Below are 25489 nucleotides of genomic sequence, written 5' to 3'. Positions count from 1 at the left end.
TGGTGTCCTCCAGGGGACGTGACGGGTCCGCGGTGGACCCTCGTCGGGTGAATGGAATGCGGGCCGGTGCTCAGCCGGTGGAGACCGGGAGCGCCCGCTCGGTCCGGAGCGGGCCCCGGAGCAGCAGCAGCGCGCACAGCGCGTTGCCCAGGTAGAGCACCCACAGGGCGTCGCGGTCGCCGAGGGCCCCGCCCAGCGCACCGCCGAGCAGGCTGCCGATCGGCAGCGTGCCGTACATCAGGAAGCGGATGCCGGCGCTGACCCGGCCCAGCATCCCGGGCGGGCAGTACGACTGCCGGAAGCTGACGATGACGACGTTCCCGGCGACGATGCAGGCGGTGAGGCAGAACTGGCCCACCAGGAAGACGAGCAGGCCCGGCCCGTCGCTGGTCAGCGGGATGAGCAGGCCGAAGGGGCCGCCGCAGAACGCGCACAGCAGGACCGCCCTGGCCGTGCCCACGGTGCGGGCCAGCCACGGGGAGAGCAGGGCGCCCGCGACGCCGCCGAGGCCCACGGCCGCCATCAGCGCGCCGATGAGGCCGCCGCTCAGCCCGACCGTGCGGCTGAGGAACACGATCTCCACGGCCTGCGTCCCGGCCAGGAACAGGTTCATGCCCGCGTCGCAGGCCAGGATCGTCCGCAGGTACGGGTCCCCCGCGAGGAACCCGATGCCCTCGCGGATCTCCCGGCCCAGGGACCGCTCGCCCCGGGGGCGCCGGGCGACCGGGCTCTCCCGCGAGCGGATCCTGGTCAGCATCAGCACCGACAGCAGGAAGGTCAGGCCGTCCACCAGGCAGCCGAGGACGGCGCCGCCCGCCTGGGCGAGGGCGCCGCCCGCGCTCGGGGCGACGACCTCCGCCGCCGCCTCGCTCATCTGGAGCTTGGCGTTGCCGTCGGTCAGGTCGGCCGGCGGCAGCAGGGAGGGGATGTAGGCGCTGTAGGCGGCGACGAAGAACACGTTGGCGGCGCCGGAGAGCAGGGCCACGGCGAGGAGTTGACCGATCGTCAGCATGCCCCACCAGGCCGCCGCCATGGTCCAGAAGAGCAGCACCGCCGAGGCCGTGTTGCAGCCGATCATCACCGGGCGGCGGCGCACCCGGTCGATCCAGGCGCCGGCCGGCAGGCCGATCACCAGCCAGGGCACCCAGGCCGCCGCGCCCAGCAGGCCCATCGTGAACGAGTCCGCGTTCAGGGTCGTCACCGCGACCAGCGGGAGCATGACCTTGGTCGCCGCGCTGCCGGTCTGGCTGACGGACTCGCCCAGCCACAGCAGTCTGAAGTCCCGGTGGCGCAGCGCACCGGTGCTCCGCCCGAGCATGTCCACCTCCGCCTAGCCGGCGACGACGTAGCCGTCGCGCGGCCGCAGCCCGCGCGAGCGCCGCAGGTCGGCCTGGGCGAAGGTGCGCTGGAGCCAGCGGTCCCGGCCGTCGTAGCGGGGCCGGAACGCCGTCCGGCCGTGCAGCGTCACCCGGTTGTCGACGATCGCGAGGTCGCCGGCGCGCAGTCGCTCGGTGCGCGCCACCTGGTGCAGGGCGGCCTCCAGGTCGAGGAGCGCGGCCTTCGCCTCCGGCGTCAGGCCGTGGGTGGCGGCGAAGTCCACCCGGACGTCCGGGTCGGCCGGGTCGCCGGTCAGCACCGCGTGCCGGGGCACCGGGCCGCCGCCGGGGCCGAAGGAGGGCGGCGGGTGGGTGGTGAAGTCCCGCGTCGCCAGCGCGTCGCGGACCGGCCCGGGCAGCAGCGGCAGCGCCTCCCGGATGGACGCGGTCACCGACCCGGCCACGCCTTCGTGGTCCGGCCGCAGGCACAGCAGCTGCACGAAGTCCGGGCGGTGCTCGTGGAAGGCGTTCTCGGTGTGCAGCATCAGGGTCACCGAGCCGGCGTTGCCCTGGAACTCCTCCTGCCCCGGCACCGGTACGACGTCCTGGACCAGGGCGCCGGACTTCTCCGCCAGGAAGGCCGTCGGGTCGCCGAGACCGCAGGCCGTCATCAGCAGCAGCGCGGCGGGGACGCTGGCCGTGCGCTGCACCGAGCCGCCCGCGGACGGGGTCCCCGGCAGGGCCGCCTCGTCCACCGGCAGGCCGCGGACCACCAGGGCGCCGCCGGGGCCGGAGTCGCGGCGGAAGGCGCGGACGCGGCGGCGCAGGGCCGCCGGCAGCTCCTCCCAGGCGGCGCGGGCGGCGAGCACCCAGGCCTCGCTGTCCACGTCCTGCGGCGCGGCCGCCAGTCGGCGGGCGACGCGCCCGATGTCCGCCGCCTCGTCCTCGGGGATCGAGAAGACGGCGTCTCCTGGTGTCGGCTGCGCGGTGCGCACGGAATGGGGCATGGTTCCTCCGGGCTCGATAAGGAGTCGTTCGTCAGGGGTGCGAAGGGAGTTCGAGGGGGCCCGCGGCCGAGTGGGCGTCAGACGGTCCCGGTCGTGCCGGCGCTCGGCGGTCCGGCGAGGGCCGCGCCGAGGATCGGGCCGATCGCGGCGAGGGCGTCGGCGCTCATCATGTCGCCGTGCGCGCAGGCGATGTCGTGGTTGTCGATCCGGCCCGTCACGTAGGGGGCCCAGGCCTTCCGGCCGGATTCGCCGTCCGCCGTGTCGAGGGTGGCGGTGAGGAACAGCGCGTCGCCCCGGTACCGCGGCGGCCGGTGGCGGTGCGCCAGGGTGACGTTGCCGACGAAGGTCGCGCCCATCGCCTCGACGGTGTCCGCGCCGAGGCCCGCCAGCGGTCCGTCCCCGTCGCTCAGCCGCGCGACGAAGTCGGCCATCCGCAGCCGGTCGCCGGGCTCGCCGGGCGGCTCGTAGCCGAGCGATTCCAGCAGCTCGGCCAGCATCTCCGCGTCGTCGTCCGCGCCCTGGCCGGGGCGGTCCTCGAAGCCGTCCGGCTCGACGGGGTAGCCGTCCAGCAGGGCGAGCAGGGCGACCTCCTCGCCGAGCGCCTGGAGGCGCGCCGCCATGGCGTGGGCGACGACCGCGCCGAACGACCAGCCGAGCAGGTGGTACGGCCCGGACGGCTGGACCTCGCGGATCCGGTCGACGTAGTCGCGGGCCATCTCCTCGACGCTCCCCGGCCGCTCCGCCCCGGCGTTGAGCCCCCTGGACTGCAGGGCGTAGAGGGGGAGTTCCGGGTCGAGCCGGTCCCGCAGCCCCGAGTACACCCAGCCGATCCCGGCTCCGGGGTGCACGCAGAACAGCGGGGCCAGCGAGCCGCCGGTGCGCAGCGGGAGCAGGCACGGGAAGGCGTCCTGGCCCTCGGTGCCGGACTCCAGGCGGGCGGCCAGTTCGGCGACGGTGGGGGCCTGGAACAGGTCCTGGATGCCGAGCGTCGCGCCGAGCGCCGTCCGCGCCCGGGAGACCAGGCGCACGGCCAGCAGCGAGTGCCCGCCCAGGTCGAAGAAGCCGTCGTCGACGCCGACCCGCTCCAGGCCGAGGATCTCGGCGAACAGGGCGCACAGCTCGCCCTCGCGCGCCGTCCGGGGGGCGCGGCCGGCCGCGGCGGACAGTGGCTCGGGGGCGGGCAGCGCCGCGCGGTCGACCTTGCCGTTCTTGGTCAGCGGCAGCCGGTCGAGCACGGTGATCCGGGACGGCACCAGGTACTCCGGCACCGTCCGGGCGAGCCTGCCGCGCAGGTCGGCGCCGTCGAGCCGGCGGCCCGCCGCCGGTACCGCGTAGGCGACCAGCCGGCCGTCGTCGAGCACCACCGCGGCCGCGCCCGCGACGCCCGGCTGCCCGGCGACCAGCGACTCGACCTCGCCGAGTTCCACCCGGAAGCCGCGGACCTTGACCTGGTCGTCGACCCGGGCGACGAAGTCCACCTGCCCGTCCGGGCGCCGGCGCACCAGGTCGCCGGTGCGGTACATCCGCGCGCCGGGGGTGCCGAAGGGGTTGGCGACGAACCGCGTCGCGGTCAGTCCCGGTCGGCCGAGGTAGCCGCGCGCCTGGAGCCCGCCGCCGATGTAGAGCTCGCCGGTGACGCCGGGCGGCACCGGCCGCAGCGCGGTGTCCAGCACGTACCACCGGGTGTTCCAGACCGGCCGCCCGATGGTGATGCCGCCGGCCGGCAGCCGGTCGCCGGGCTCGATGCGGAACTCGCCGCAGCCGACCGTGGTCTCGGTCGGGCCGTACTCGTTGACCACGGTGACGCCGGGGTGCCGGGCCCGCCACTCGTCCAGTGCGGCGCCGAGCAACAGCTCTCCGCCCAGGACGAGTTGGCCGGTGGGCGCGTACTCGGGCGGCAGCACGCCGAACAGGCCGAGGTGCGAGGGGGTGGCCTTGACGAAGGTCGGCTGCCGGACGGCGGGTGCGGCGCCGTCCGCCGCCGGGTCGTCGGTCAGGGACACCAGGTGCACCTCGCCGCCCGAGGTCAGCGGGGCCCAGATGCCGGTGACGGTCAGGTCGAAGGCCACCGGGGAGTGGACCAGCGCCCGCCCGCCGACCGCCGGGTACGCGTGCCGGGCCCAGGCCAGGTAGAGGCTGAGCGAGCGGTGTTCGATGACCACGCCCTTGGGCTCGCCGGTCGATCCGGAGGTGTAGATGACGTAGGCGGGGGTGCCCGGGTGCGGCGGGGCGATCCGGTCGGCCGGGGGCTCGTCCGCCGAGGTGCCGTCGAGGAGCACGGTGGTCGTCCCGGGCACGTCCCGGGGCAGGTGGTCGGCGAGGGCGTCCACGGTCAGCAGCAGGGGCGGGGCGGCAGCGCGCAGGATCCCGGCCAGCCGGTCGGACGGCTGCGCCGGGTCCAGCGGCAGGTAGCAGGCCCCGGCCTTGAGGACGGCGAGCAGCGCGACCACGAGGGCGGGCGAGCGGGGCAGGGCGAGCGCGACCAGCCGCTCGGGGCCGGCGCCCAGCTGCCGCAGCCGGTGTGCCAGGCGGTCCGACTGCTCGTCCAACTCCTTGTAGGTCAGCGCGAGTTCGCCGCAGACCACGGCGACGGCGGCCGGCCTGCGGGCCGCGTGCAGCGCGAAGAGCTCGGGCACCGTCCGCTCGGACACCTCGGTGTCGGTGGCGTTCCACTCGACCAGGATCCGGTGGGTCTCCTCGGCGGAGAGCAGGTCGACGGCGCGGACGGGCCGGGTCGGCTCGGCCGCCACCTGCTCCAGCACCCGGTACAGGTAGGCGGCGAGCCGGGCGACGGTGGCGCGGTCGAACAGGTCGGTGGCGTACTCCAGCACACCGTCCAGCCCGGCCGGGGCCCGGCCCTCGCCCCGCCGGTCCGTCAGCTCCAGCCGGAGGTCGAACTTGGCCACGTCGAAGGCGACGGGCTCGTCGCGGACCTCCAGGCCGGCCAGCCGCAGGTCGTCGTCCACGTCCTCGTCGAGTTGGATCATGACCTGGAAGAGGGGGTGGCGGGCGAGCGAGCGGTCCGGATTGAGCTCCTCCACCACGCGCTCGAAGGGGACTTCCTGGTGCTCGTAGGCGGCGAGGTCGGCCTCCCGGACGCGGTCCAGCAGGTCCAGGAAGCTCGGGTCGCCGGAGACGTCGGTGCGCAGCACCAGGGTGTTCACGAAGAAACCGACCAGCCCGTCCAGCGCCTCCTCCGACCGGCCCGCCACCGGGGTGCCCAGCGGGATGTCCTCCCCGGCACCGAGCCGGTGCAGCAGCACCGCCAGGCCCGCCTGCAGCACCATGAACAGCGTGCAGCCGCGCTCCGCCGCCAACCCCGCGAGCCGGGCGTGCAGTTCGGCGTCCAGCGCGAGGGGCACCGCACCACCCGCGTAGCTCGCCACCGCCGGCCGGGGCCGGTCGAACGGCAGCGCCAGCTCCCCCGGGACCCCCGCCAACTCCTCCCGCCAGAAGCCCAGTTCCTCGGCGATCACGCTGCCCGGATCGTCCGCCGAGCCCAGCAGCTCGCGCTGCCACAGCGCGTAGTCCGCGTACTGCACCGGCAGGTCCGGCCACTGCGGCGCCCCGCCCGCGCGGCGCGCCGCGTACGCCCGCGCCAGGTCGCCCAGCAGCGGCGCCCACGAGCCGCCGTCGCAGGCGATGTGGTGCAGCACCAGCCCCAGCACGTGCTCGTCCTCGCCCAGCGGAAACACCGCGACGCGCAGCGGCGGTTCGGTGGCGAGGTCGAACTCCTCGCGGCCCAGGGCCGCCAGGGCCTCGGCCGGTCCGGCCGGTCCGCAGGCGCCGACCCGGATCCCGACCGCGGCGGCCTCCGGCGGCAGGACCAGCTGGTACGGCTCGCCGTCCCGCTCGGGGAACACCGTCCGCAGCACCTCGTGCCGGGCGGCGAGGTCGGTCAGCGCCGCCGCCAGCGCGTCGAGGTCGAGCGGGCCGGACAGCCGTACGGCGACCGGGCAGTTGTAGTCCGCACCCTGCCCCAGCTCGCTCAGGAACCACAGCCGCCGCTGCGCGAAGGACAGCGGCACCAGCTCCGGGCGGGCGGCCGCCCGCAGGGCCGGGCGCAGCGCGCGGGCGGCGGGCCCGAGCCCGGCGGCGAGGCCGGCGACGGTGGGGGTCCGGAACAGCTCACGGATCCCCAGCTGCACGCCCAGCACGGAGCGGACGCGGGAGATCAGCCGGGTCGCGAGCAGCGAGTGCCCGCCCAGGTGGAAGAAGTCGTCGTCGACGCCGACCCGCGGCAGGGCCAGCACCTCGGCGAACAGCCCGCACAGGATCTCCTCCTGCGGGCCGCGGGGCCCGCGCCCGGCCGGGGCCGCCGCCGACGCGTAGTCGGGCCGGGGCAGGGCGGCCCGGTCCAGCTTCCCGTGCCGGGTCACCGGGAACGACTCCACGGCCACGAAGGCCGAGGGGACCATGTGGTCCGGCAGCACCGCGGCGAGCCGCCGGCGCAGCGCGCCCGCGTCGACGCCGCCCTCGCCGGCCGCCACCACGTAGCCGACCAGCCGGCGGCCGCCCGGGCCGTCCTCCCGCGCCGCCACCACGGCCTGCGCCACGCCCGGGCAGCGGGCCAGCGCGGCCTCCACCTCGCCCAGCTCCACCCGGAAGCCGCGGATCTTCACCTGGTCGTCGGCCCGGCCCAGGTACTCCAGCCGCCCCTCGCGGTCCCACCGGACCACGTCCCCCGTCGCGTACATCCGGGCGCCGGGGACGAAGGGGCAGGCGACGAAGCGCTGCGCCGTCAGGCCCGGGCGGTCCAGGTAGCCGCGGGCCAGCCCGGCGCCGGCCACGTACAGCTCGCCCCGGACGCCGGGGGCCACCGGCCGCAGCCGGCCGTCCAGCACGAACGCCCGCGCGTTGGCGATCGGCAGGCCGACCAGCGGGGCCTCGCTGTCCGCCGCGTCCCACCACAGCGCGTCCAGGGTGCATTCGGTCGGGCCGTACAGGTTGTGGCAGATCAGACCCTCCGTCGCCCGGAGCCGGCTCCACAGGGCGGCGCCGGCCGCCTCGCCGCCCAGCAGCAGGACGCTCGGGCGGCGGTCCGGGTCGTCGAGCATGCCCTCCTCGACCAGCTGCTCGGCGTACGTCGGCGTCACGTCGAGCACGTCGATGCCGGCCTCGACGACGTGCCGGGCCATCGCTCCCGCGTCCCGGCGCACCTCGTCGCCGATGACGTGCAGTTCGTGGCCGGCCACCATCCAGAGCAGCGCCTCCCAGGAGGTGTCGAAGGACAGCGCCGCCGTCAGGGCGACCCGGAACCGGCGGCCGCCGGCGGCCGCCTCGGCCTGGGCGATGACGCCGTCGCGGTGGAAGGCGTAGAGGTTGCGCATCGCCGCGTGCTCGGTCACCACGCCCTTCGGCTCCCCGGTCGAGCCCGAGGTGTGGATGACGTACATCGTGCTCGCGGGGTGCGGCCGCAGGCCGAGGTCGTCCGCGGACTCCCCGTGCGCGTCCTCGTCCACCAGGACCCGGGGGAGGTCGCCCAGCGGCAGCAGGGCCGCGGTGGGGCGGTCGGTGAGCACCAGGACGGGGTCGGCCGACCGCAGCAGCCGGGTGACGCGTTCGGCCGGATAGGTGACGTCGACGGGGACGAACGCCGCCCCGGCCTTGAGGACGGCCAGCATCGCCACCACCGAGTCCGCCGACCTCGGCAGCGCCAGGGCCACCAGCCGCTCCGGCGCGGCGCCCCGGGCCCGCAGCCGGCGGGCCAGCCGGTTGGCCCGGGCGTTCAGCTCGGCGTAGGTCAGCGCGGCGCCCTCGAAGACCACCGCCGTCTCCCGCGGGGTCCGCGCGGCCCGGTCCTCGAACAGCTCGGGGAAGGTTCCGCGCGGAGCGGGCCGGTCGGTGTCGTTCCACTCGACCAGCACCCGGTGGCGCTCCTCGGCGGACAGCGGGTCCACGGCGCCCACCGGGGCCGAGGGGTCGGCCGCGAGCTGCGCCAGCACGCGCGTCAGGGCGGCGGCGACGGCCTCGGCCGTCTCCCGGTCGAACAGGTCCGTGGCGTACTCCAGCGTGCCGCCGATCCCCGCGGGCCGGCCGGCGGCGTCCCGCCGTTCCTGGAAGTCCGCGGTCAGGTCGAACTTCGCGATGTCCCAGTCGACCGGGTGTTCGGCGCAGGCGAGGCCCGGCAGGTCCAGGGCCGGTGCCCGGCCGCTCTCCAGCGTCAGCATGACCTGGAAGAGGGGGTGGCGGGCGAGCGAGCGCTCGGGGTTGAGCTCCTCCACCACGCGCTCGAACGGGACTTCCTGGTGCTCGTAGGCGGCGAGGTCGGCCTCCCGGACGCGGTCGAGCAGGTCCAGGAAGCTCGGGTCGCCGGAGACGTCGGTGCGCAGCACCAGGGTGTTCACGAAGAACCCGACCAGCCCGTCCAGCGCCTCCTCCGACCGGCCCGCCACCGGAGTGCCCAGCGGGATGTCCTCCCCGGCACCGAGCCGGTGCAGCAACACCGCCAGGCCCGCCTGCAGCACCATGAACAGCGTGCAGCCGCGCTCCGCCGCCAACCCCGCCAGCCGGGCGTGCAGTTCGGCGTCCAGCGCGAGGGGCACCGCACCACCCGCGTAGCTCGCCACCGCCGGCCGGGGGCGGTCGAAGGGCAACGCCAGCTCCCCCGGGATCCCCGCCAACTCCTCCCGCCAGAAACCCAGTTCCTCGGCAATCACACTGTCCGGATCGTCCGCCGAACCCAGCAGCTCACGCTGCCACAGCGCGTAGTCCGCGTAGCGCAGCGGAAGCGGCTCCCACGACGGGGCCGTGCCCGCGCGGCGCGCCCCGTAGGCCTGCGCCAGGTCGCCGAGCAGCGGCGCCCAGGACCCGCCGTCGGAGGCGATGTGGTGCACCACGAGGCTCAGCACGTGCTCGTCCTCGCCGAGCGCGTACAGCACGGCGCGCAGCGGCGCCTCGGCCGTCAGGTCGAAGACGTGTCCGGCCTGCGCGGCCAGGGCGGCGGCGAGTTCGCCCTCGCCGATCCCGGTGACCGCCAGCTCCGGCGTCCCGGGCCCGGGGTCCAGCGGCCGCTGCACGGGCTCGCCCCCGACCTCGGGGAACACCGTCCGCAGCTGCTCGTGCCGGTCGACCACGTCGGCCAGCGCCGCCGCGAGGGCGGTGCGGTCGAGCGGGCCGCGCAGCCTTACGGCCAGCGGGCAGTTGTAGGCCGGGCCGGTCTCGATCACGCGGTTGAGGAACCACAGCCTGCGCTGGGCGTATGACACGGGGAACACGGGATCTCCTAGAGGTGCGCGCACTCGGCGGTGCGCGCACTCGGCGTCGGGGTCGGACCGTCCGGTCAGACCGACGAGCGGCGCAGCGCGGGGCGCGCCTTCGGGGCGGTGGTCAGGCGGGCGGCGAGGCCGGCCGGGGTGGCGCTCTCGAACACCTGGCGGATGCGCAGCTCCAGGCCGAGCTCCGCCCGGACCCGGCTGACGAGCCTGGTGACCTGCAGGGAGTGCCCGCCGAGGACGAAGAAGTTGTCGTCGGGGGCGACGGATTCGACGTCGAGGACCTCGGCGAAGAGCGCGCACAGGGCCTGCACGGTCGCGGCCCCGCCGGCCCCGTCCGGTCGTGGCCCGGGCGCTGCTGCCGGGGCGGCCCGGTCGGCGGCCCGGTCGGCGGCCCGGACGGCCGGGCGCGGGGACGGCAGTCCGTCGACGGTGCTGAGCGGCCGGGTGGGTTCGGCGGCGACGCGGCCGAGCAGCGTTTCGAGGCCGGCGGCCAGGTGCCGCGCGGTCTCCGGCGTGAACAGCTCGGTGGCGTAGGTGAGTTCGCCGTGCAGGCCGGCCGGGGTTCCGTCGCTGCCGTGGCGTTCGGCCAGGTCGAGGGTGAGGTCGAACTTGGCGGCGTCGAAGGCGACCGGCTGGGCGCTGGCGGCCAGCCCGGGCAGGGCGAGGGTGGCGTCGGCGCCGTTCTGGAGTTGGAGCATGACCTGGAAGAGGGGGTGGCGGGCGAGCGAGCGCTCGGGGTTGAGCGCCTCCACGACGCGCTCGAAGGGCACGTCCTGGTGCTCGTACGCGGCCAGGTCCGCCTCCCGCACCCGGGCCAGCACCTCGGTGAACCCCGGGTCCCCCGACAGATCGGTACGCAGCACCAGGGTGTTGACGAAGAACCCGACCAGCTCGTCCAACGCCTCGTCCGCACGCCCCGCCACCGGCGTACCGATCGGAATGTCCGTACCGGCGCCGAGCCGCGACAGCAGCACGGCCAGACCAGCCCGCAGCACCATGAACAGCGTGCAACCGCACTCCCGTGCCAACCCCGCCAACCGGCCGTGCAGTTCGGCATCCAGCACCACCGGCACCGACGCCCCCGCATAACTCGCCACCGCCGGCCGCGCACGATCGAACGGCAACGCCAGCTCCACCGGCACACCCGCCAACGCCCCCCGCCAGAAAGCCAGTTGGCGACTCAGCAGACTCTCCGGATCCCCCTCCCCGCCCAACAGCTCCCGCTGCCACAGCGCGTAGTCGACGTACCGCACCGGCAGCGGCGCCCAGCTGGGGGCGTTCCCCCGCACCCGGTCCGCGTAGGCCCGCGTCAGGTCCTTCAGGAGGGGTTCCATCGACCAGCCGTCGGAGGCGATGTGGTGCAGCACCAGGAGGAGCACGTGCTCCTCCTCCCCCAGCCGGAACAGCCGTGCCCGCAGGGGGATTTCGGTGGCCAGGTCGAAGCGGTGGCCGGCCTCCGCCGCCAGCGCCGCGCCCAGCCGCGCCTCGTCGGCGCCCTCGACCTCCTCGATCTCCTCGATCTCCTCGACGAGGAGGCGGGGGCGGGCCTGCTCCGGGGGCAGGACGCGCAGCACCGGCCGGCCGTCCACCTCGGGGAACAGGGTGCGCAGCACCTCGTGCCGGGCGACGACGTCGGCCAGGGCGGCGGCGAGGGCGGTGCGGTCCGGGGCGCCGCGCAGCCGCACGGCGAAGGGCATGTTGTGGTGGGCGGCCCGCTCCTCGGCCTGGTGGACGAACCACTGGCGGTGCTGGGCGAAGGACAGCGGCGGGTGGTCGGGGAGTTCGCGCCGCAGCAGCGCCGGGCGGGCGCGGTCGGCGGCCCGGGTGAGCTCGGCGAGCGCGGCGGGGGTCTGCGCCTGGAACAGGTCGCGCAGGCTCACCTCGACGCCGAGGGCCGTCCGGGCCCGGGAGATCAGGCGGGTGGCGAGCAGGGAGTGTCCGCCGAGGTCGAAGAAGCCGTCGTCGACGCCCACCTCGGGCAGGCCCAGCACGGTGGCGAAGAGCCCGGCGAGGATCTCCTCCCGTGCGGTGCGCGGTGCGCGCGCCGCGGCTGCCGCCGGGTGATCGGGGCGCGGGAGCGCGGCCCGGTCCAGCTTGCCGTTCGGGGTGAGCGGGAAGCCGTCCAGGACGACCACCGCGGACGGCACCAGGTGGGCCGGCAGCGCGGCCGCCAGCCCCCGGCGCAGGGCCGCCGCGTCCGGCTCGCGGCCCGCCACCGGCACGGCGTACGCCACCAGCCGCGGCCCGCCCGGGCCGTCCTCCCGGACGGCCACGGCGGCCTGCGCCACGTCCGGCAGCCGCGCCAGGGCGGCCTCGACCTCGCCGGGTTCGATCCGGAAGCCGCGGATCTTGACCTGGTCGTCGGCGCGGCCGAGGAATTCCAGGGCGCCGCCGGGTCCGCGTCGGACGAGGTCGCCCGTGCGGTACATGCGCTCCCCGGGCACGAAGGGGCAGGCCACGAAGCGCTCCGCCGTGAGCGCCGGGCGGCCCAGGTAGCCGCGGGCCAACTGGGCTCCGCCGACGTACAGTTCGCCTTCGACGCCGTCCGGCACCGGCCGCAGCGCCGCGTCCAGGACGTAGCCGCGGGTGTTGGCGAGCGGCACGCCGACCAGGGGCCGTCCGCTGTCCGCGGTGTCCCACCACAGGGCGTCGATGGTGCACTCGGTCGGGCCGTAGATGTTGTAGCAGATCAGGTCGTCCGCTTCCCTGACCCGCGCCCACAGGGCCGGGCCGGCCGCTTCGCCGCCGATCTGGAGGACCCGGGGCCGGTGGCGCGGGTCGGTCAGCAGGCCCTCCTCGATGAGCTGTTCGGCGTAGGTGGGGGTGACGTCGAGGACGTCGATGCCGGTCTCGGCGATGTGCCGGGCCATGGCGCCCGCGTCGCGGCGGACGTCATCGGCGATGAGGTGCAGTTCGTGGCCGGCGACCATCCACAGCAGCCCCTCCCAGGAGGTGTCGAAGGAGAGCGAGGCCGTCAGGGCCACCCGCATCCGGCGCTCGCCGCCGCGGGACCGCTCGGCCCGGGTCATCAGGCCGGCCCGGTGGTGGGTGTAGAGGTTGCGCAGGCCCGCGTGGTCGATGACCACGCCCTTGGGCCGGCCGGTGGAGCCGGAGGTGTGGATGACGTACGCCGCGTCGCCGGGCCGGACGGTGCGGCCGAGCCGGGCGGCCGGCCGGGCCGCGACCGCCGGGTCGTCGGCGAGGACCTGTCGGGCGCCGGGGACGTGCGGCAGCGCGGCGGCCGTGGCGGAGTCGGTGACGACCACGGTCGGCGCCGCGTCCGCCAGGAGCAGCGCGATGCGCTCCGCCGGGTACTCCAGGTCGACGGGGACGGACGCCGCGCCGGCCTTGAGGACGGCGAGGAGGGCCACGATCGACTCGGCGGACCTCGGCAGCGCCAGCGCGACGAGGCTGTCCGGCCCGGCGCCGTGCTCGGCCAGGGCGCCGGCCAGGCGGTCGGCCCGCGCGTCGAGTTCGGCGAAGGTCAGGGCGGTGCCCCGGTGGACGAGCGCCGTGGCCCCGGGGGTGCGCGCCGCCTGGGCCTCGAACAGCTGCGGGAGGGTCGCGTCGGGGACGGGCAGCGCGGCGCCGTTCCAGCGGACCAGGATCCGCTCGCGGTCCTCGGCGGACAGCGGGTCCGTCTCGCCGACCGGGCGGCGCGGGGCGGCGGCCAGCTGGTCCAGCACCCGGACGAGGCTCGCCGCCATCGCCTCGGCGGTCTCCCGGTCGAAGAGGTCCGTCGGGTACTCCAGTGCGCCGCCGATCCCGGCGGGCGCGCCTTCGGCGCTGCGGTGCTCCCGGAAGTCGACGGTCAGGTCGAACTTCGTGGTGTCCCAGCCGACCGGCAGCGGCTCGGCCGCGAGGCCGGGCAGCTCCAGGGCCGGGGCGGGGCCGCTCTCCAGGGTCATCATCACCTGGAAGAGGGGGTGGCGGGCGAGCGAGCGCTCGGGGTTGAGCGCCTCCACCACGCGCTCGAAGGGCACGTCCTGGTGCTCGTACGCGGCCAGGTCCGCCTCCCGCACCCGGGCCAGCACCTCGGCGAACCCCGGGTCCCCCGACAGATCGGTACGCAGCACCAGGGTGTTGACGAAGAACCCGACCAGCTCGTCCAACGCCTCGTCCGCACGCCCCGCCACCGGCGTACCGATCGGAATGTCCGTACCGGCGCCGAGCCGCGACAGCAGCACGGCCAGACCAGCCCGCAGCACCATGAACAGCGTGCAACCGCACTCCCGCGCCAACCCCGCCAACCGGCCGTGCAGTTCGGCATCCAGCACCACCGGCACCGACGCCCCCGCATAACTCGCCACCGCCGGCCGCGCACGATCGAACGGCAACGCCAGCTCCACCGGCACACCCGCCAACGCCCCCCGCCAGAAAGCCAGTTGGCGACTCAGCAGACTCTCCGGATCCCCCTCCCCGCCCAACAGCTCCCGCTGCCACAGCGCGTAGTCCACGTACCGCACCGGCAGCGGCGCCCACTGCGGGGGCCGGCCGGCCTGCCGGGCCTCGTAGGCGGCGGCGAGGTCGCGCAGCAGCGGCTCCCACGACCAGCCGTCGGTGGCGATGTGGTGGACGGCGAGCACCAGGTGGTGCTCCTCCGGGCCCGCACGGAGCAGGGTGGCCCGGAAGGGGGCCTCGGCGGCGAGGTCGAAGGCGCGCAGGGCGGCGTCGGCGGCCGCGGCGGCCAGGTCCGGCTCCGGGCGGTCGACGACGGTCAGGCCGGGCCAGGCGTCGGCGGGCAGCACCGTCTGGCGGGGCCCGTCCGGGGACTCGGGGTAGACCGTGCGCAGCGTCTCGTGGCGGGTGACGAGGTCGCCGAGCGCGGCGCGCAGGGCGTCCAGGTCGATCCGTCCGCGCAGCGCGGTCCGCAGCGTGCAGTGGTAGTCCGAGGTGTGGCCTTCGAGGCGGTTGAGGAACCACAGCCGGTGCTGGGCGAAGGACAGCGGCAGCTCCTCGGGCAGCGGCATGGGGCGCAGCGGGGGCCGCGCCCGCCGCCCGCCGTCAACCCGGGCGGCCAGCCCGGCGACGGTGGGGTCGGCGAACACCTCGCGGATGCCGAGCTCGGCGCCCAGGGCCCGGCGGGCCTGCGTGACGAGTCGCATGGCGAGCAGCGAGTTGCCGCCCAGGGCGAAGAAGTCGTCCTCGGCGCCCACCTCCGGCAGGCCCAGCACCTCGGCGAACAGGCCCGCGAGGATCTCCTCGCGGCCGGGCCGGGGCCGGCGGCCGGCGCGGGCGGCGCCGTGGTCCGGGACGGGCAGGGCGGCGCGGTCCAGCTTGCCGTTGGCGGTCACCGGGAGGGCGTCCAGGACGACCACGGCGGACGGCACCATGTGCTCGGGCAGCGCCTCGGCCAGTTCCTTCCGCAGCCGGTCGGGCCGCGGGTCGGCGCCGGGGGCGGGCACCACGTAGGCGACCAGGCGCCGGTCGCCGGGCCGGTCCTCGCGGACGACGGCGGCGGCCCGGGCGACGCCGGCGCAGCGGGCGGCGGCGGTGCCCACCTCGCCGAGTTCGATCCGGAAGCCGCGGATCTTCACCTGGTCGTCGGCGCGGCCGAGGAACTCCAGGACGCCGTCGCCGGTCCAGCGCACCAGGTCGCCGGTCCGGTACATCCGGGCGCCGGGCTCGAACGGGCAGGCGAGGAAGCGCTCGGCGGTCAGGCCCGGCCGGCCGACGTAGCCGCGGGCCAGCTGGACGCCGGCGACGTAGAGCTCGCCGGTGGTGCCGGGGGCCACCGGTCGCAGCCGGCCGTCGAGGACGTAGGCCCGGGTGTTGGCGGCGGGGCGGCCGATCGGGACGGTGCTCGCCGCCGGGTCGGGGCGGCAGGGCCACAGCGTCACGTCGACGGCGGTCTCGGTGGGCCCGTACAGGTTGTGCAGGTCCACGCCGCCGAGGGTGTCGAAGAACGCCGCCTGGGTCTCCGGGGGCAGGGCCTCGCCGCTGCACACGACCCGGCGCAGCGTGCCCGCGGTGGCGCGGGCGGCCGGCTCCTGGAGGAAGGCGCCGAGCATCGAGGGGACGAAGTGGGCGGTGGTGACGGCCTCCCGGGTGATCAGGGCGGCGAGGTAGGCCGGGTCCTTGTGGCCGTCCGGCTCGGCGACGACGAGCGCGGCGCCGGTGATCAGCGGCCAGAAGAACTCCCACACCGACACGTCGAAGCCGCTCGGGGTCTTCTGCAGGACGCGGTCGTCGGCGGTCAGGGCGTACTCCTCCTGCATCCACAGCAGCCGGTTGACGACGGCCGCGTGCGGGACCAGGACGCCCTTGGGGCGGCCGGTCGAGCCGGAGGTGAAGATCAGGTAGGCCGGGTGGTCCGGGGTGAGCGGGGTGCGGCGCGGCGGGCCGTCCCGCCCCTCCGACCCGTCCGGCTCGTCCGGCTCGTCGATGAGGAGCCTCGGGACCGGGCCCGGCGGCAGGGCGCGCCCCGCCTCGCCGGTGGCGATCAGCAGGGCGGGCGCCGCGTCGGCCAGCATGCCCGCGATCCGCTGCGCGGGCTGCCCCTGGTCGATCGGCAGATAGGCGGCGCCCGCCTTGAGCACCCCGTACAGGGCCACGACGAGGTCGGCCGAGCGCGGCACGGCCACGGCCACGACGTCCTCGGGGCCGATGCCGCGGGCCGTCAGCCGGCCGGCCAGGGCGCTCGCCCGGGCGTCCAGCTCGGCGTAGCTGAGGCGTTCGTCGGCGAAGACCACGGCGGTGGCGTCCGGGGTGCGGGCGGCCTGGGCCTCGAACAGCTCCGGCAGGGTGGTGTGCGGCAGCGGCCGCGCGGTGTCGTTCCACGCCCGCAGGACGCGCTCGCGCTCGTCCCCGTCGAGCGGGTCGAGCTCGCCGAGGGTGCGGCCGGGGTCGGCGGCCCACTGCTCCAGCAGCCGGGCCAGCCGGGCGGCGAGCCGCTGCGCCTGGGCCCGGTCGACGAGCTCGCCGCGGTGGTTCAGCCGCACTTCCAGTCGGGCGCCCGGTTCGACGACCAGGGTGAGCGGGAAGTGCGTCGGGGTGTCCCGGAACCGGATGGACACGTCGAGGTCCCGGCCGGGCAGCGCCGGGGAGGTGTTCACCGGGAAGTTGTCGATGACCACGTTGGTGTCGAACAGTGGCCCCGGGAGGCCGGCGGTGCGCTGGACGTCGGTCAGGGCGAGGTGGTCGTGCTCCAGGAGCCCCATCCGCTGGTCCTGGAGCTGCTCGCCCAGGGCGCGCAGGGTCAGGCCCGGGGCGAGCCGGGCGCGGACCGGGACGGTGTTGATGAGCAGGCCCACCATCCGGTCGGCGCCGGGGAGTTCGGGGCTGCGCCCGCTGACGGTGCAGCCGAAGACCACGTCGTCGCGGCCGGTGGCCTCGCCGAGCACGACCGCCCAGGAGGCCTGGAAGACGCTGCTGAGCAGCACCCCGGACCGGCGGGCGCGCTCCACCAGGGCCGCGCCGGTGGCCTCGGCGAGCGGGACCACGACGGTCCCGTCCGCCGCCGGCGCCGGGGGCGTCGCGGCGCTGCCGGGCGGGGCGAGCAGGGTCGGGTCCTGGAGTCCGGCCAGGGTGGTGCGCCAGGCGCGGTCGGCGGCCGGCCGGTCCCGTCCGGCCAGCCAGCGCAGGTGGTCGCGGTACGGGCGGGCCGGGGGCAGCAGGGCGGCCTCCACGGCCGGCCCGTCCGACTCCTGCGCGTACAGGGCGAACAGCTCGTCGAAGAGGATGGTGAACGACCAGCCGTCGACCACGATGTGATGGGCCGTCACGATCAGCCGGTGGTGCCGGGGGGCCAGGGTGGCCAGGGTGTGGCGCAGCAGCGGCGGCCGGCCGAGGTCCACGCCGAGCGCCCGGTCCTGGTCCGCCAGTTCGTCGGCCCGCGCCTCGGCCGCTCCGGCGCCGGGCCCGCGCAGGTCGACCTCGCGCCAGGCCACGGGGGCGTCCCGGTGGACGGCCTGGACCGGCTCGCCGCTGCGGCGGTGGGTGAACCCGGTCCGCAGCGCGGGGTGGCGGGCCGTCAGGGCGGCGGCGGCCGCCTTCAGCCGCGCCGCGTCGAGCTCGCCGCGCAGCTCGATGACGTACTGGTCGATGTACAGGCCGCCCTGCTCGTGGTCGAGCCGCGTGTGGAACAGCAGCCCTTCCTGGAGCGGGGTCAGCGGCAGGATGCCCTCGATGTCCGGCTGCTGCTTCATGCCCACGTCCCCCCGTCGATGCCGCGCACGATCTCGTCGAACTCGTCCTGGTCGATCACCGGCAGGTCCTCCTCCGCCGGTGCGGGCTCCGGCGCGTCGTCGCCGCCGGCCGTGCCCGCGATCTGCGCGAGCGCCTCGGCGGTGCGGTGCCGGAAGATCTCACGAGGGGTGATCACCAGCCCCGACTCCCGGGCCCTGGAGGCAAGTTGGATGGAGATGATGCTGTCGCCGCCGAGCTCGACGAAGGAGTCGTCGACGCCGACCGAGGCGAGGCCGAGCACCTCGGCGAAGAGGGCGCACAGCAGCTGCTCGCGCGGGGTGCTCGGCGCGCGGCCCGGGGTGCCGGCGCGCAGGTCCGGCGCGGGCAGGGCCTTGCGGTCGAGCTTGCCGTTCGGGGTGAGCGGCAGGGCCTCCAGCGGCACGAAGGCGGCGGGGACGAGGTGCTCCGGCAGCCGGTCGCGCAGGTGCTCGCGGAGCGCGGAGACCAGCGAGCCCACCTGCCGGGAGCCGGCCGGGTCGTTGGCGTACGCGGTGAGCGGGGCGCCGTCCGGCCCGGTGCGGCGGTAGGCGGGCACCGGGTCGGCCACCGCGTCGGTGCGGCCCGAGCCGGCGGCGTCGACGAACAGCGCCTCCATGGCGCCGGTGTCGGCGGCGGCCCCGCAGGTGACGGCCGTCCGGTAGCCGAGCCGCTCGCCCACCCGGTACAACTCCTCGGCGTCCACGCCGTCCAGCGGCACCTCGCCGCGCAGCGCGGCCAGGACGGCGCCGGCGTCCTGGCCGGCGTCCAGCAGCCGCAGCGCGGCCAGTTCGCCGGCGAGCCCGAGGTGCGGCACCCCGGTGACGCGCAGCGCGGCCGGGCGGTGGGTGCCGAGGTGGTCGGCCACCTGCTCGGCGGAGGCGAGGTCGGCGCCCCAGCGCAGCACGGTCTCCTCGACCGGGGCGAGCGGCGCCCGGGGGTGCTTGTGCAGGATCGCGTCGTAGCGGTGGCGGGAGAGCTCGTTGTGGTAGCGGCCCCGCTTGAGCTGGATGTCGACGGCCGCCACCTGCGCCGAGCGCTCGCCGAAGGCCACGAACAGGTCGGGGTCGACCAGGAGTTCCTTCTCCATGACCAGGGCCTGCTCGACCGCGCGGCGCACCGCGTCCAGGCCCTCCGCGCCGCCGCGCCGGTGCAGCTCGACGGCGGTCATCAGGCAGCGGTGCAGCCGCAGGTTGCGGACGTCGCCGACGAAGAGCCGGCCGCCGGGGGCGAGCAGTCCGATCGCCCGCTCGACGACCTCCACCAGGTAGTCGGCGTTCGGGAAGTGCTGGAGGACGGAGTTGAGGATGATGGTGTCGAAGTAGTCCTGCGGCAGGCCGTCGACCACGTCGGCGGCCTGGGCCCGCAGTTCGACCTTCCCGGCCAGGTGCGGCTGCCCGGCGAGGCCCGCGCGGAGCCCGTCGATGACCTCCGCGGAGAAGTCGGTGCCCCAGTACGCCTCGCAGTGCGGCGCGAGGTGGGCCAGGATGAGGCCGTTGCCGACGCCGAGCTCCAGGACCCGTCGCGGTTCGAGCGCGCGGACGCGGTCCAGGATGTGGCCCCGCCAGGTGTTCATCTGCTCCAGCGGGATGGGGGTGCCGTCGTAGACGCTGGTCCAGACGGCGAAGTTCTCGCCGAACTCGCCCGCGGTCGCCTCGTCCCGGTAGACGTCCTCGTAGACCGTCAACCACTCCTGGACCTGCCGGAGTTCGCTCGCCTCGTCGCGCTCGGCCCGGCCGGTGGGCACCACGTAGGCGACCAGCCGCGGCTCGCCGGGGGTGTCCTCGCGGGCCACCACGACGGCCTGGGCGACCCGGTCGTGCTCGGCGAGGGCGGCCTCGATCTCGCCGGGCTCGATCCGGTGGCCGCGCACCTTCACCTGCTGGTCGCTGCGGCCCAGGTACTCCAGGTCGCCGTCCGCCGTCCGGCGCGCGAGGTCGCCGGTGCGGTACATCCGGCTGCCGGGCGCGCCGAACGGGTCGGCGACGAAGCGCTCGGCCGTCAGGCCCGGCCGGCCCAGGTAGCCGCGGGCAAGGCCGGCCCCGGCGACGTAGAGCTCGCCGGTGGCCCCGGGGGCGGCGGGGCGCAGGGCCTCGTCCAGGACGTGGACCAGGGTGCCGCGCAGCGGGCGGCCGATCGGCGGGGCGGCGGGGCGCTCGCCCGCCCGCTCGGCTGCCGGCTCGCCGAGCCGCGCCGCGGTGGACCAGATCGTCGTCTCGGTCGGCCCGTACAGGTTGGTCACCTCGCTGCCGGTCGCGGTCATCCTCGCGGCCAGGTCGGCCGGCAGCGCCTCGCCGCCGACCAGCATCCGGAGCCCGCGCAGCGCCTCCGGGGCGTGCGTCAGCAGCAGCCGCCACAGCGACGGGGTGGCTTGCACGACGGTGCCGCCGGCCGAGGCCACCAGGGCGGCGAGCGCCGCCGGGTCGCGCACCACGTCCCGGTCGGCCAGCACCACGGCGGCGCCGGAGACCAGCGGCAGGAAGACCTCCAGGGCGGCGATGTCGAAGGACAGCGTCGTCACCGCGACCAGCCGGTCCTCGGCCGTCAGCGGGAACCGGGCGGTCATGTCGGTGAGGAAGGCGTCCAGCGCGCCGGCGGGGACGACGACGCCCTTGGGCCGGCCGGTGGAGCCGGAGGTGTGGATGACGTACGCGGGGTGCCGGGGGTCGCACGGCAGCCGGAGGTCCTCCGCCCCCGGGCCTTCCGCCCCCGGGTGGTCCGCCGACAGCTGCCGGCACTCCGGGCCGTCCAGGACGATCCGGCGGGGGCCGTCCTCGGCGGCGGGCAGGGCGCCGGCGGCCGCCCGGGTGGTCAGCACCAGCCGCGGGGCGGCGTCGGCCAGCGTGAGGGCGATCCGGGCGGCCGGGTGCTCCGGGTCGACCGGCAGGTAGGCCGCGCCGGCCTTCCGGACGGCCAGCAGGGCCACCACGGTGTCCGCCGAGCGCGGGACGGCCACGGCCACGAACCGCTCCGGCGCGGCGCCGTGCTCGACGAGCAGCCGGGCCAGCCGGTTGGCCCGGGTGTTGAGCTCCCGGTAGGTCAGCCGGGTGTCCCCGGCCACGACGGCGGTGGCGTGCGGGGTGCGGGCGGCCTGGCGCTCGAACGCCTCGACGAGGCGCAGGCCGGTCGGGGCCTCCTCCCGGTCGCCGCCGGCCCCGGGCCGTACGGGGCGGTCGGTGGGGGCGTCGTCGTGCTGGTCGATGGGCATGTCACATCACTTTCGGAAGCGGGCCGGTCGGCCGGCGGATCGAGGAGCGCGGGCGGCGGGGAGCGGGGAGCGGCGGGGCGCGGCGCCCGGGTCGGTCGGGCGCCGCCGGTCAGCCGCTCAGGCCGGCCGTGGACGGGGCCGGGGCCGGGGCCGGGGCCCCGAGCGCCGCGATGCGCTCCGGGAGGGCCCGCCAGACCTCGGGGGTGTAGAAGTGGCCGCCGGGCAGCACGTCGTGCCGGTGGGCGGCGGTCGTGAGGGTGCCCCAGCGGGCCCCGGCGTCGTCGCCGACGACCGGGTCGTCCGCGCCGGAGAAGACCTGCAGGGGGACGGTGGTCCGCGCCCCGGAGTAGCCGAAGGTGTCGCGGACCTTGAGGTCGGCGCGCATCAGCTCGACGGCCATCTCGGTCAGGTCCTCGTCGCCGAGGACGTGCGCGGGCAGCAGCCCGTGGGTGCTCATCCAGCCGAGCAGGCCGTCGTCCGGGTCGGCCTGGGCCGGGAAGCGGTCGCGCTCGGTCAGGCCGCGGTCCGGGGCGTTGCACGAGGACACCACCAGGGCCTCCGGCAGCCGGTCGCCCGCCGCCGCGAGCCGGGTGGCCACGTCGAAGGCCATCCAGCCGCCCATGCTGTGCCCGAACAGGACGTACGGGGCGTCGGTCGCCGCGACGGCGCGGACGGCGCGGGCGCTGTCCTCGGCGAGGGCGTCCCAGCTGTCGGCGAAGTCCTCGGCGAACCGCCCCTCGCGGCCGGGGTAGCAGACGGCGAGGAGGTCGGTGGCGGGCGGCAGCCCGGCGGCCCACGCGTGGTAGGCGGCCGTGCCGCCGCCGCAGAAGCCGAGGCACACCAGGGCCCGCCGGGCCCCCTCGGCCCGGTGCAGGGCGACCAGCGCGGTGTCGGGCGCGCCGCCCGGCGCGCTCCGCCCGCTCATGCCGTCCTCCCGTCGCGCAGCGCGGCGGCGTGCTCGGCGAGGTCGCGCAGGCGCGGGTGCCGGTAGATGTCCTTCGTCGGCAGCACGATGCCGAGCCGCTTGCGGAGCCGGGCGACGACGCGCAGCGCGACCAGGGAGTGGCCGCCGAGGGCGAAGAAGTCGTCGTCGGGGCGGATCCCGTCGCGGCCGAGGACCTCCGACCAGACCCCGGCGATCAGTTCCTCGATCTCGCCGCCGGGAGCGTCGGGGCCCGGGCCGGAACGGTCCGTCGCGGCTTCGGGCTCCGGCAGGGCCCGCAGGTCGACCTTGCCGTTGACGGTCGTCGGCAGCGCGTCCAGCGCGACGAACGCGGAGGGCACCAGGTGGCCGGGCAGCGCGGCCGCGGTGTGCTCGCGCAGGCCGTCCGCCGTCAGCGCCGCACCCGTGGCGGGCACGTAGTGCGCGACGAGGGCGGGCTCCCCCGCCACCTGGCGCACCGTCACCACCGCGGCGGCCACCCCGGCGCAGGAGCGCAGGGCCGCCTCGATCTCGCCGAGCTCGACCCGGAACCCGCGGACCTTGACCTGCCGGTCGGTCCGGCCGAGGAACTCCAGGGCGCCGCCGGCGCCGCGGCGGACCAGGTCGCCGGTGCGGTACATCCGCGAGCCGTCCGCGGCGAACGGGTCGGCGACGAAGCGCTCGGCGGTGAGCGCCGGCCGGCCCGCGTAGCCGAGGGCCAGGCCCGGCCCGGCGAGGTGCAGCTCACCGGCGGTGCCGTCCGGGGCCGGGCGCAGCGCGCCGTCCAGCACGTACGCCCGGACCTGCGGCAGCGGTTCGCCGAGGTGCGGTCCGTCGCCCTCGACGCGGGCGGCCGTGGCGTCGACGGTGGCCTCGGTGGGCCCGTACAGGTTGAACGCCTCGATCCGGCCCTCGGCGCCGGCCTCGGCGAGCGTGCGCCACATCCGCGGCGGGATCGGCTCGCCACCGATGAGCAGGCGCAGCCCGCGGCGCGGCGCGGTCCCCGGCAGCAGCCCGGCGGCCAGGGCGTCCCAGTGGGAGGGGGTGAGGTCGAGGTCGGTGACCTCGTGCTCGGCCAGCAGCGCGGCCAGCCGGTGGGGGTCGGTGCGGTCCTCGTCGTCGAGGACGACCAGGGTGTCGCCGCGGCACACCCGGACCCACTGCTGGACGGAGGCGTCGAAGGACATGCTCGCGTTCCAGGCGACGACCCGGGGGCCGGCCGGGTACACGCCGCGCCGCTCCAGGCCGTCGACGAGCGCGGCGACGGCGCCCCGGCCGACCTCGACGCCCTTGGGGCGGCCGGTCGAGCCGGAGGTGAAGATGACGTACGCCGGGTCGAGGGCGGTCGGTTCGACCGGGGCCAGGGGCGACGCGCCCGTGCCGCCGGTGCCGCCCGTGCCGCCGGGGGCTCCGGGGGCGAGGACCGGCACGCCGCTGAGCCAGCCGGGCGCCGCGTCGTCGCTCACCAGCGCGCGCAGGTCCGCGTCGGCGGCGAGCTCGCCGAGCCGCTGGTGCGGGTAGGCGGGGTCGAGGGGGACGTAGGCCGCTCCCGCGCGCCAGACCGCGAGCGGGGCCGTCACCCAGTCGACGCCGCGGCGCAGGCTCACGCCGACCCGGTCGCCGCGCCCGATGCCCAGGGCGCGCAGCCGGGCGGCGAGGTCGGCGGTGCGGGCGTCCAGTTCGGCGAAGTCGAGGGTGCCGTCCGGCCCGATGACGGCCGGACGCTCCGGGGTGGCCCGGGCGGTCAGCCGGAACCGGGCCACCGGGTCGGCGGGCGGCGGCAGTTGACGCGGGTCAGCCATGCGAGCGCACCGCCCCGGCGGCGGGTTCGACGGTGGGGCCGCAGTGCGCGATGTCCACGGGGGCGCCCATCGCGACCACGATGCGCCGGTCGCCGCGGAAGGGGTCGCGGCCGTGGGCGGCCAGGACGTTGTCGACGAGCAGCAGGCCGCCCGCCTCCCAGGCCCGGCGCACGGTGGCCGCCTCGTACGCGGCGCGGACGGCGTCCAGGTCGTCCCGGGTGAGCGGCGGGCCGTCGCCGAAGGCCGTGTCGAAGGGCAGGCCGTCGTGGCCGAACTCCTCGACGAGGGTGTCCCGGATCTCCTCGTCCAGCGACCAACGGCTCCAGAACGCCAGGTGGTTGAACCACACCTCCTCGCCGGTCGCGGGGTGGCGGACGATGCCGGGGCGCAGCTGGGCGGTGCGCAGGTTGCCGTCCTCGTCCCAGGCGCAGGAGATGAGGTTCTCGGCGCAGTAGCGTTCCACCTCGGCCGGGCTGTCGGTGGCGAACGCCGAGCGCCAGTCGGTGGAGATGTGCTCGGAGTAGGCGCGCCTGAGCAGCCAGCCCTGGGTCCGCATCCGCTCCACCAGGTGCGCGGGCAGGGCCCGCAGGACGCGGCGGCAGTCGGCGACGGGGGTGGCGCCGCCCTCCTCGGGGGCGGTCAGGCAGCCGAAGAGCAGCAGCCCGGGGAACGTGAGGGTGTAGCTGTTCTCGTTGTGCGGGGCGATCGCCTGGGCGGCCGGCAGGTCGGTGGAGGAGTAGACGCCGGCGCCGAAGTCGCTGCGGGGCGTGGCCTTCTCCCGGTAGGGGGTGGGCTGCGGCAGCAGCAGGTCGCGGACGCGGGCGAAGTCGTCCACGCCGTGCACGGGCAGGCCGCGCAGGTACACGGCGCCGTGCTCCCGCAGCCCGGCGCGCAGCTCCGCGTGCGCGGTGTCGAGCCAGGCGAGGGCGTCCGCGAGGTCCGTGACGGGCGGCGCCGTGAGCGTGGCGGGGCGGCCGGGCTCCAACGTCCAGCACCCGGTCATCGCGGGCCGCCGGCGGAGGCGTGGCGGATCTCCAGGGTGCAGCACTTGACGCTGCCGCCGCCCTTGAGGAGCTCGGACAGGTCGATGCCGATCGGCTCGTAGCCGCGCGCGGCCAGCTTGGCGGCCAGGGTGGTCGCGGCCTGCGGGAGGATGACGTGCCGGCCGTCGCAGACGGCGTTGAGGCCGAAGACCAGCGCCTCCGCCTCGTCGGCGACGATCGCGTCGGGGTAGAGCTCCCGCAGCACCCGGCGGCTCGCGGGCGAGAAGGCCCCGGGGAAGTACATGATCTCGTCGCCGAGCACGGCGAGCGCGGTGTCGAGGTGGTAGAAGCGCGGGTCGACGAGCGTCAGGCCGGTGACGGGGACGCCGAAGAGCTCCTGGGCCTCGGCGTGCGCGGCGGGCTCGGTGCGGAAGCCCGTGCCGGCCAGCACCCGGTCGCCGACGACCAGGTAGTCGCCCTCGCCCTCGTTGACGTACTCGGCGGTCTTCACCACGGCGTGGCCGGCGTCGCGGAACCACTGCTCGTACGCGGGGCCCTCCGCGGCCCGCTCCGGGTGCCGGAAGCGGGCGCCGAGGACCCGGCCGTCGTGGACGGTCGCGCCGTTGGCGGCGTAGACCATGTCGGGCAGGCCGGGGATCGGCTCGATCAGCTCGACGGTGTGGCCGAGGCTCCGGTGGAGCTCGCGCAGCCGCTCCCACTGGAGCACGGCCAGCGCGGTGTCGACGGGCTTGGCGGGGTCCATCCAGGGGTTGATCCGGTAGTCGACGGTGAAGTACGTCGGACGGCACATCAGGTAGTGCCGGGCGGTGGCCGTTCGGGCGGGGTGCTGTGCGGACATGGTGGGCCTTCT

Annotated in this window: 9 protein-coding genes; all 9 read right to left on the bottom strand. The window is 76.5% G+C overall.

Annotation, left to right across the window (positions count from 1 at the left end; genetic code table 11):
• Window positions 1-70: 70 nt before the first annotated feature.
• Window positions 71-1318, bottom strand: coding sequence for an MFS transporter (locus AB2U05_RS30225; protein ID WP_045699981.1), 1248 nt, complete (start codon window positions 1316-1318; stop codon window positions 71-73).
• A gap of 12 nt (window positions 1319-1330) precedes the next feature.
• On the bottom strand, window positions 1331-2323 hold the full coding sequence (locus tag AB2U05_RS30220) for a TauD/TfdA family dioxygenase (RefSeq protein ID WP_369184835.1): 993 nt from the start codon (window positions 2321-2323) through the stop codon (window positions 1331-1333).
• Window positions 2324-2400: 77 nt separating this feature from the next.
• Window positions 2401-9540: an amino acid adenylation domain-containing protein gene (locus AB2U05_RS30215; RefSeq protein ID WP_369184834.1), complete on the bottom strand. Its 7140-nt coding sequence runs from the start codon at window positions 9538-9540 to the stop codon at window positions 2401-2403.
• A 65-nt stretch (window positions 9541-9605) separates the two neighbouring features.
• Window positions 9606-17687: an amino acid adenylation domain-containing protein gene (locus AB2U05_RS30210; RefSeq protein WP_369184833.1), complete on the bottom strand. Its 8082-nt coding sequence runs from the start codon at window positions 17685-17687 to the stop codon at window positions 9606-9608.
• On the bottom strand, window positions 17684-20911 hold the full coding sequence (locus AB2U05_RS30205) for an amino acid adenylation domain-containing protein (protein ID WP_369184832.1): 3228 nt from the start codon (window positions 20909-20911) through the stop codon (window positions 17684-17686). Before AB2U05_RS30205 ends, AB2U05_RS30210 begins: the two co-directional genes overlap by 4 nt.
• Before the next feature lie 109 nt (window positions 20912-21020).
• Window positions 21021-21836 (bottom strand): thioesterase II family protein, encoded by an 816-nt coding sequence (locus AB2U05_RS30200; RefSeq protein WP_369184831.1) that lies wholly within the window; start codon window positions 21834-21836, stop codon window positions 21021-21023.
• The gene (locus AB2U05_RS30195; protein WP_369184830.1) at window positions 21833-23635 is read right to left on the bottom strand and encodes an amino acid adenylation domain-containing protein; all 1803 of its coding nucleotides are present in this window, start codon (window positions 23633-23635) and stop codon (window positions 21833-21835) included. The genes AB2U05_RS30200 and AB2U05_RS30195 overlap by 4 nt, the downstream gene beginning before the upstream one ends.
• Window positions 23628-24638: a TauD/TfdA family dioxygenase gene (locus AB2U05_RS30190; protein WP_369184829.1), complete on the bottom strand. Its 1011-nt coding sequence runs from the start codon at window positions 24636-24638 to the stop codon at window positions 23628-23630. The genes AB2U05_RS30195 and AB2U05_RS30190 overlap by 8 nt, the downstream gene beginning before the upstream one ends.
• Entirely contained in the window at window positions 24635-25477 is an 843-nt protein-coding gene (gene ddaH / locus AB2U05_RS30185; protein WP_045704959.1) for a dimethylargininase, read from the bottom strand. Before ddaH ends, AB2U05_RS30190 begins: the two co-directional genes overlap by 4 nt.
• Window positions 25478-25489 lie beyond the last annotated feature (12 nt).

This window comes from Streptomyces sp. Y1 (assembly GCF_041053115.1).
Lineage (GTDB): Bacteria > Actinomycetota > Actinomycetes > Streptomycetales > Streptomycetaceae > Kitasatospora > Kitasatospora rubellomurina.
Note: the sequence above shows the minus strand (reverse complement) of the source record. Positions and strands in the feature narration are given on the sequence as shown.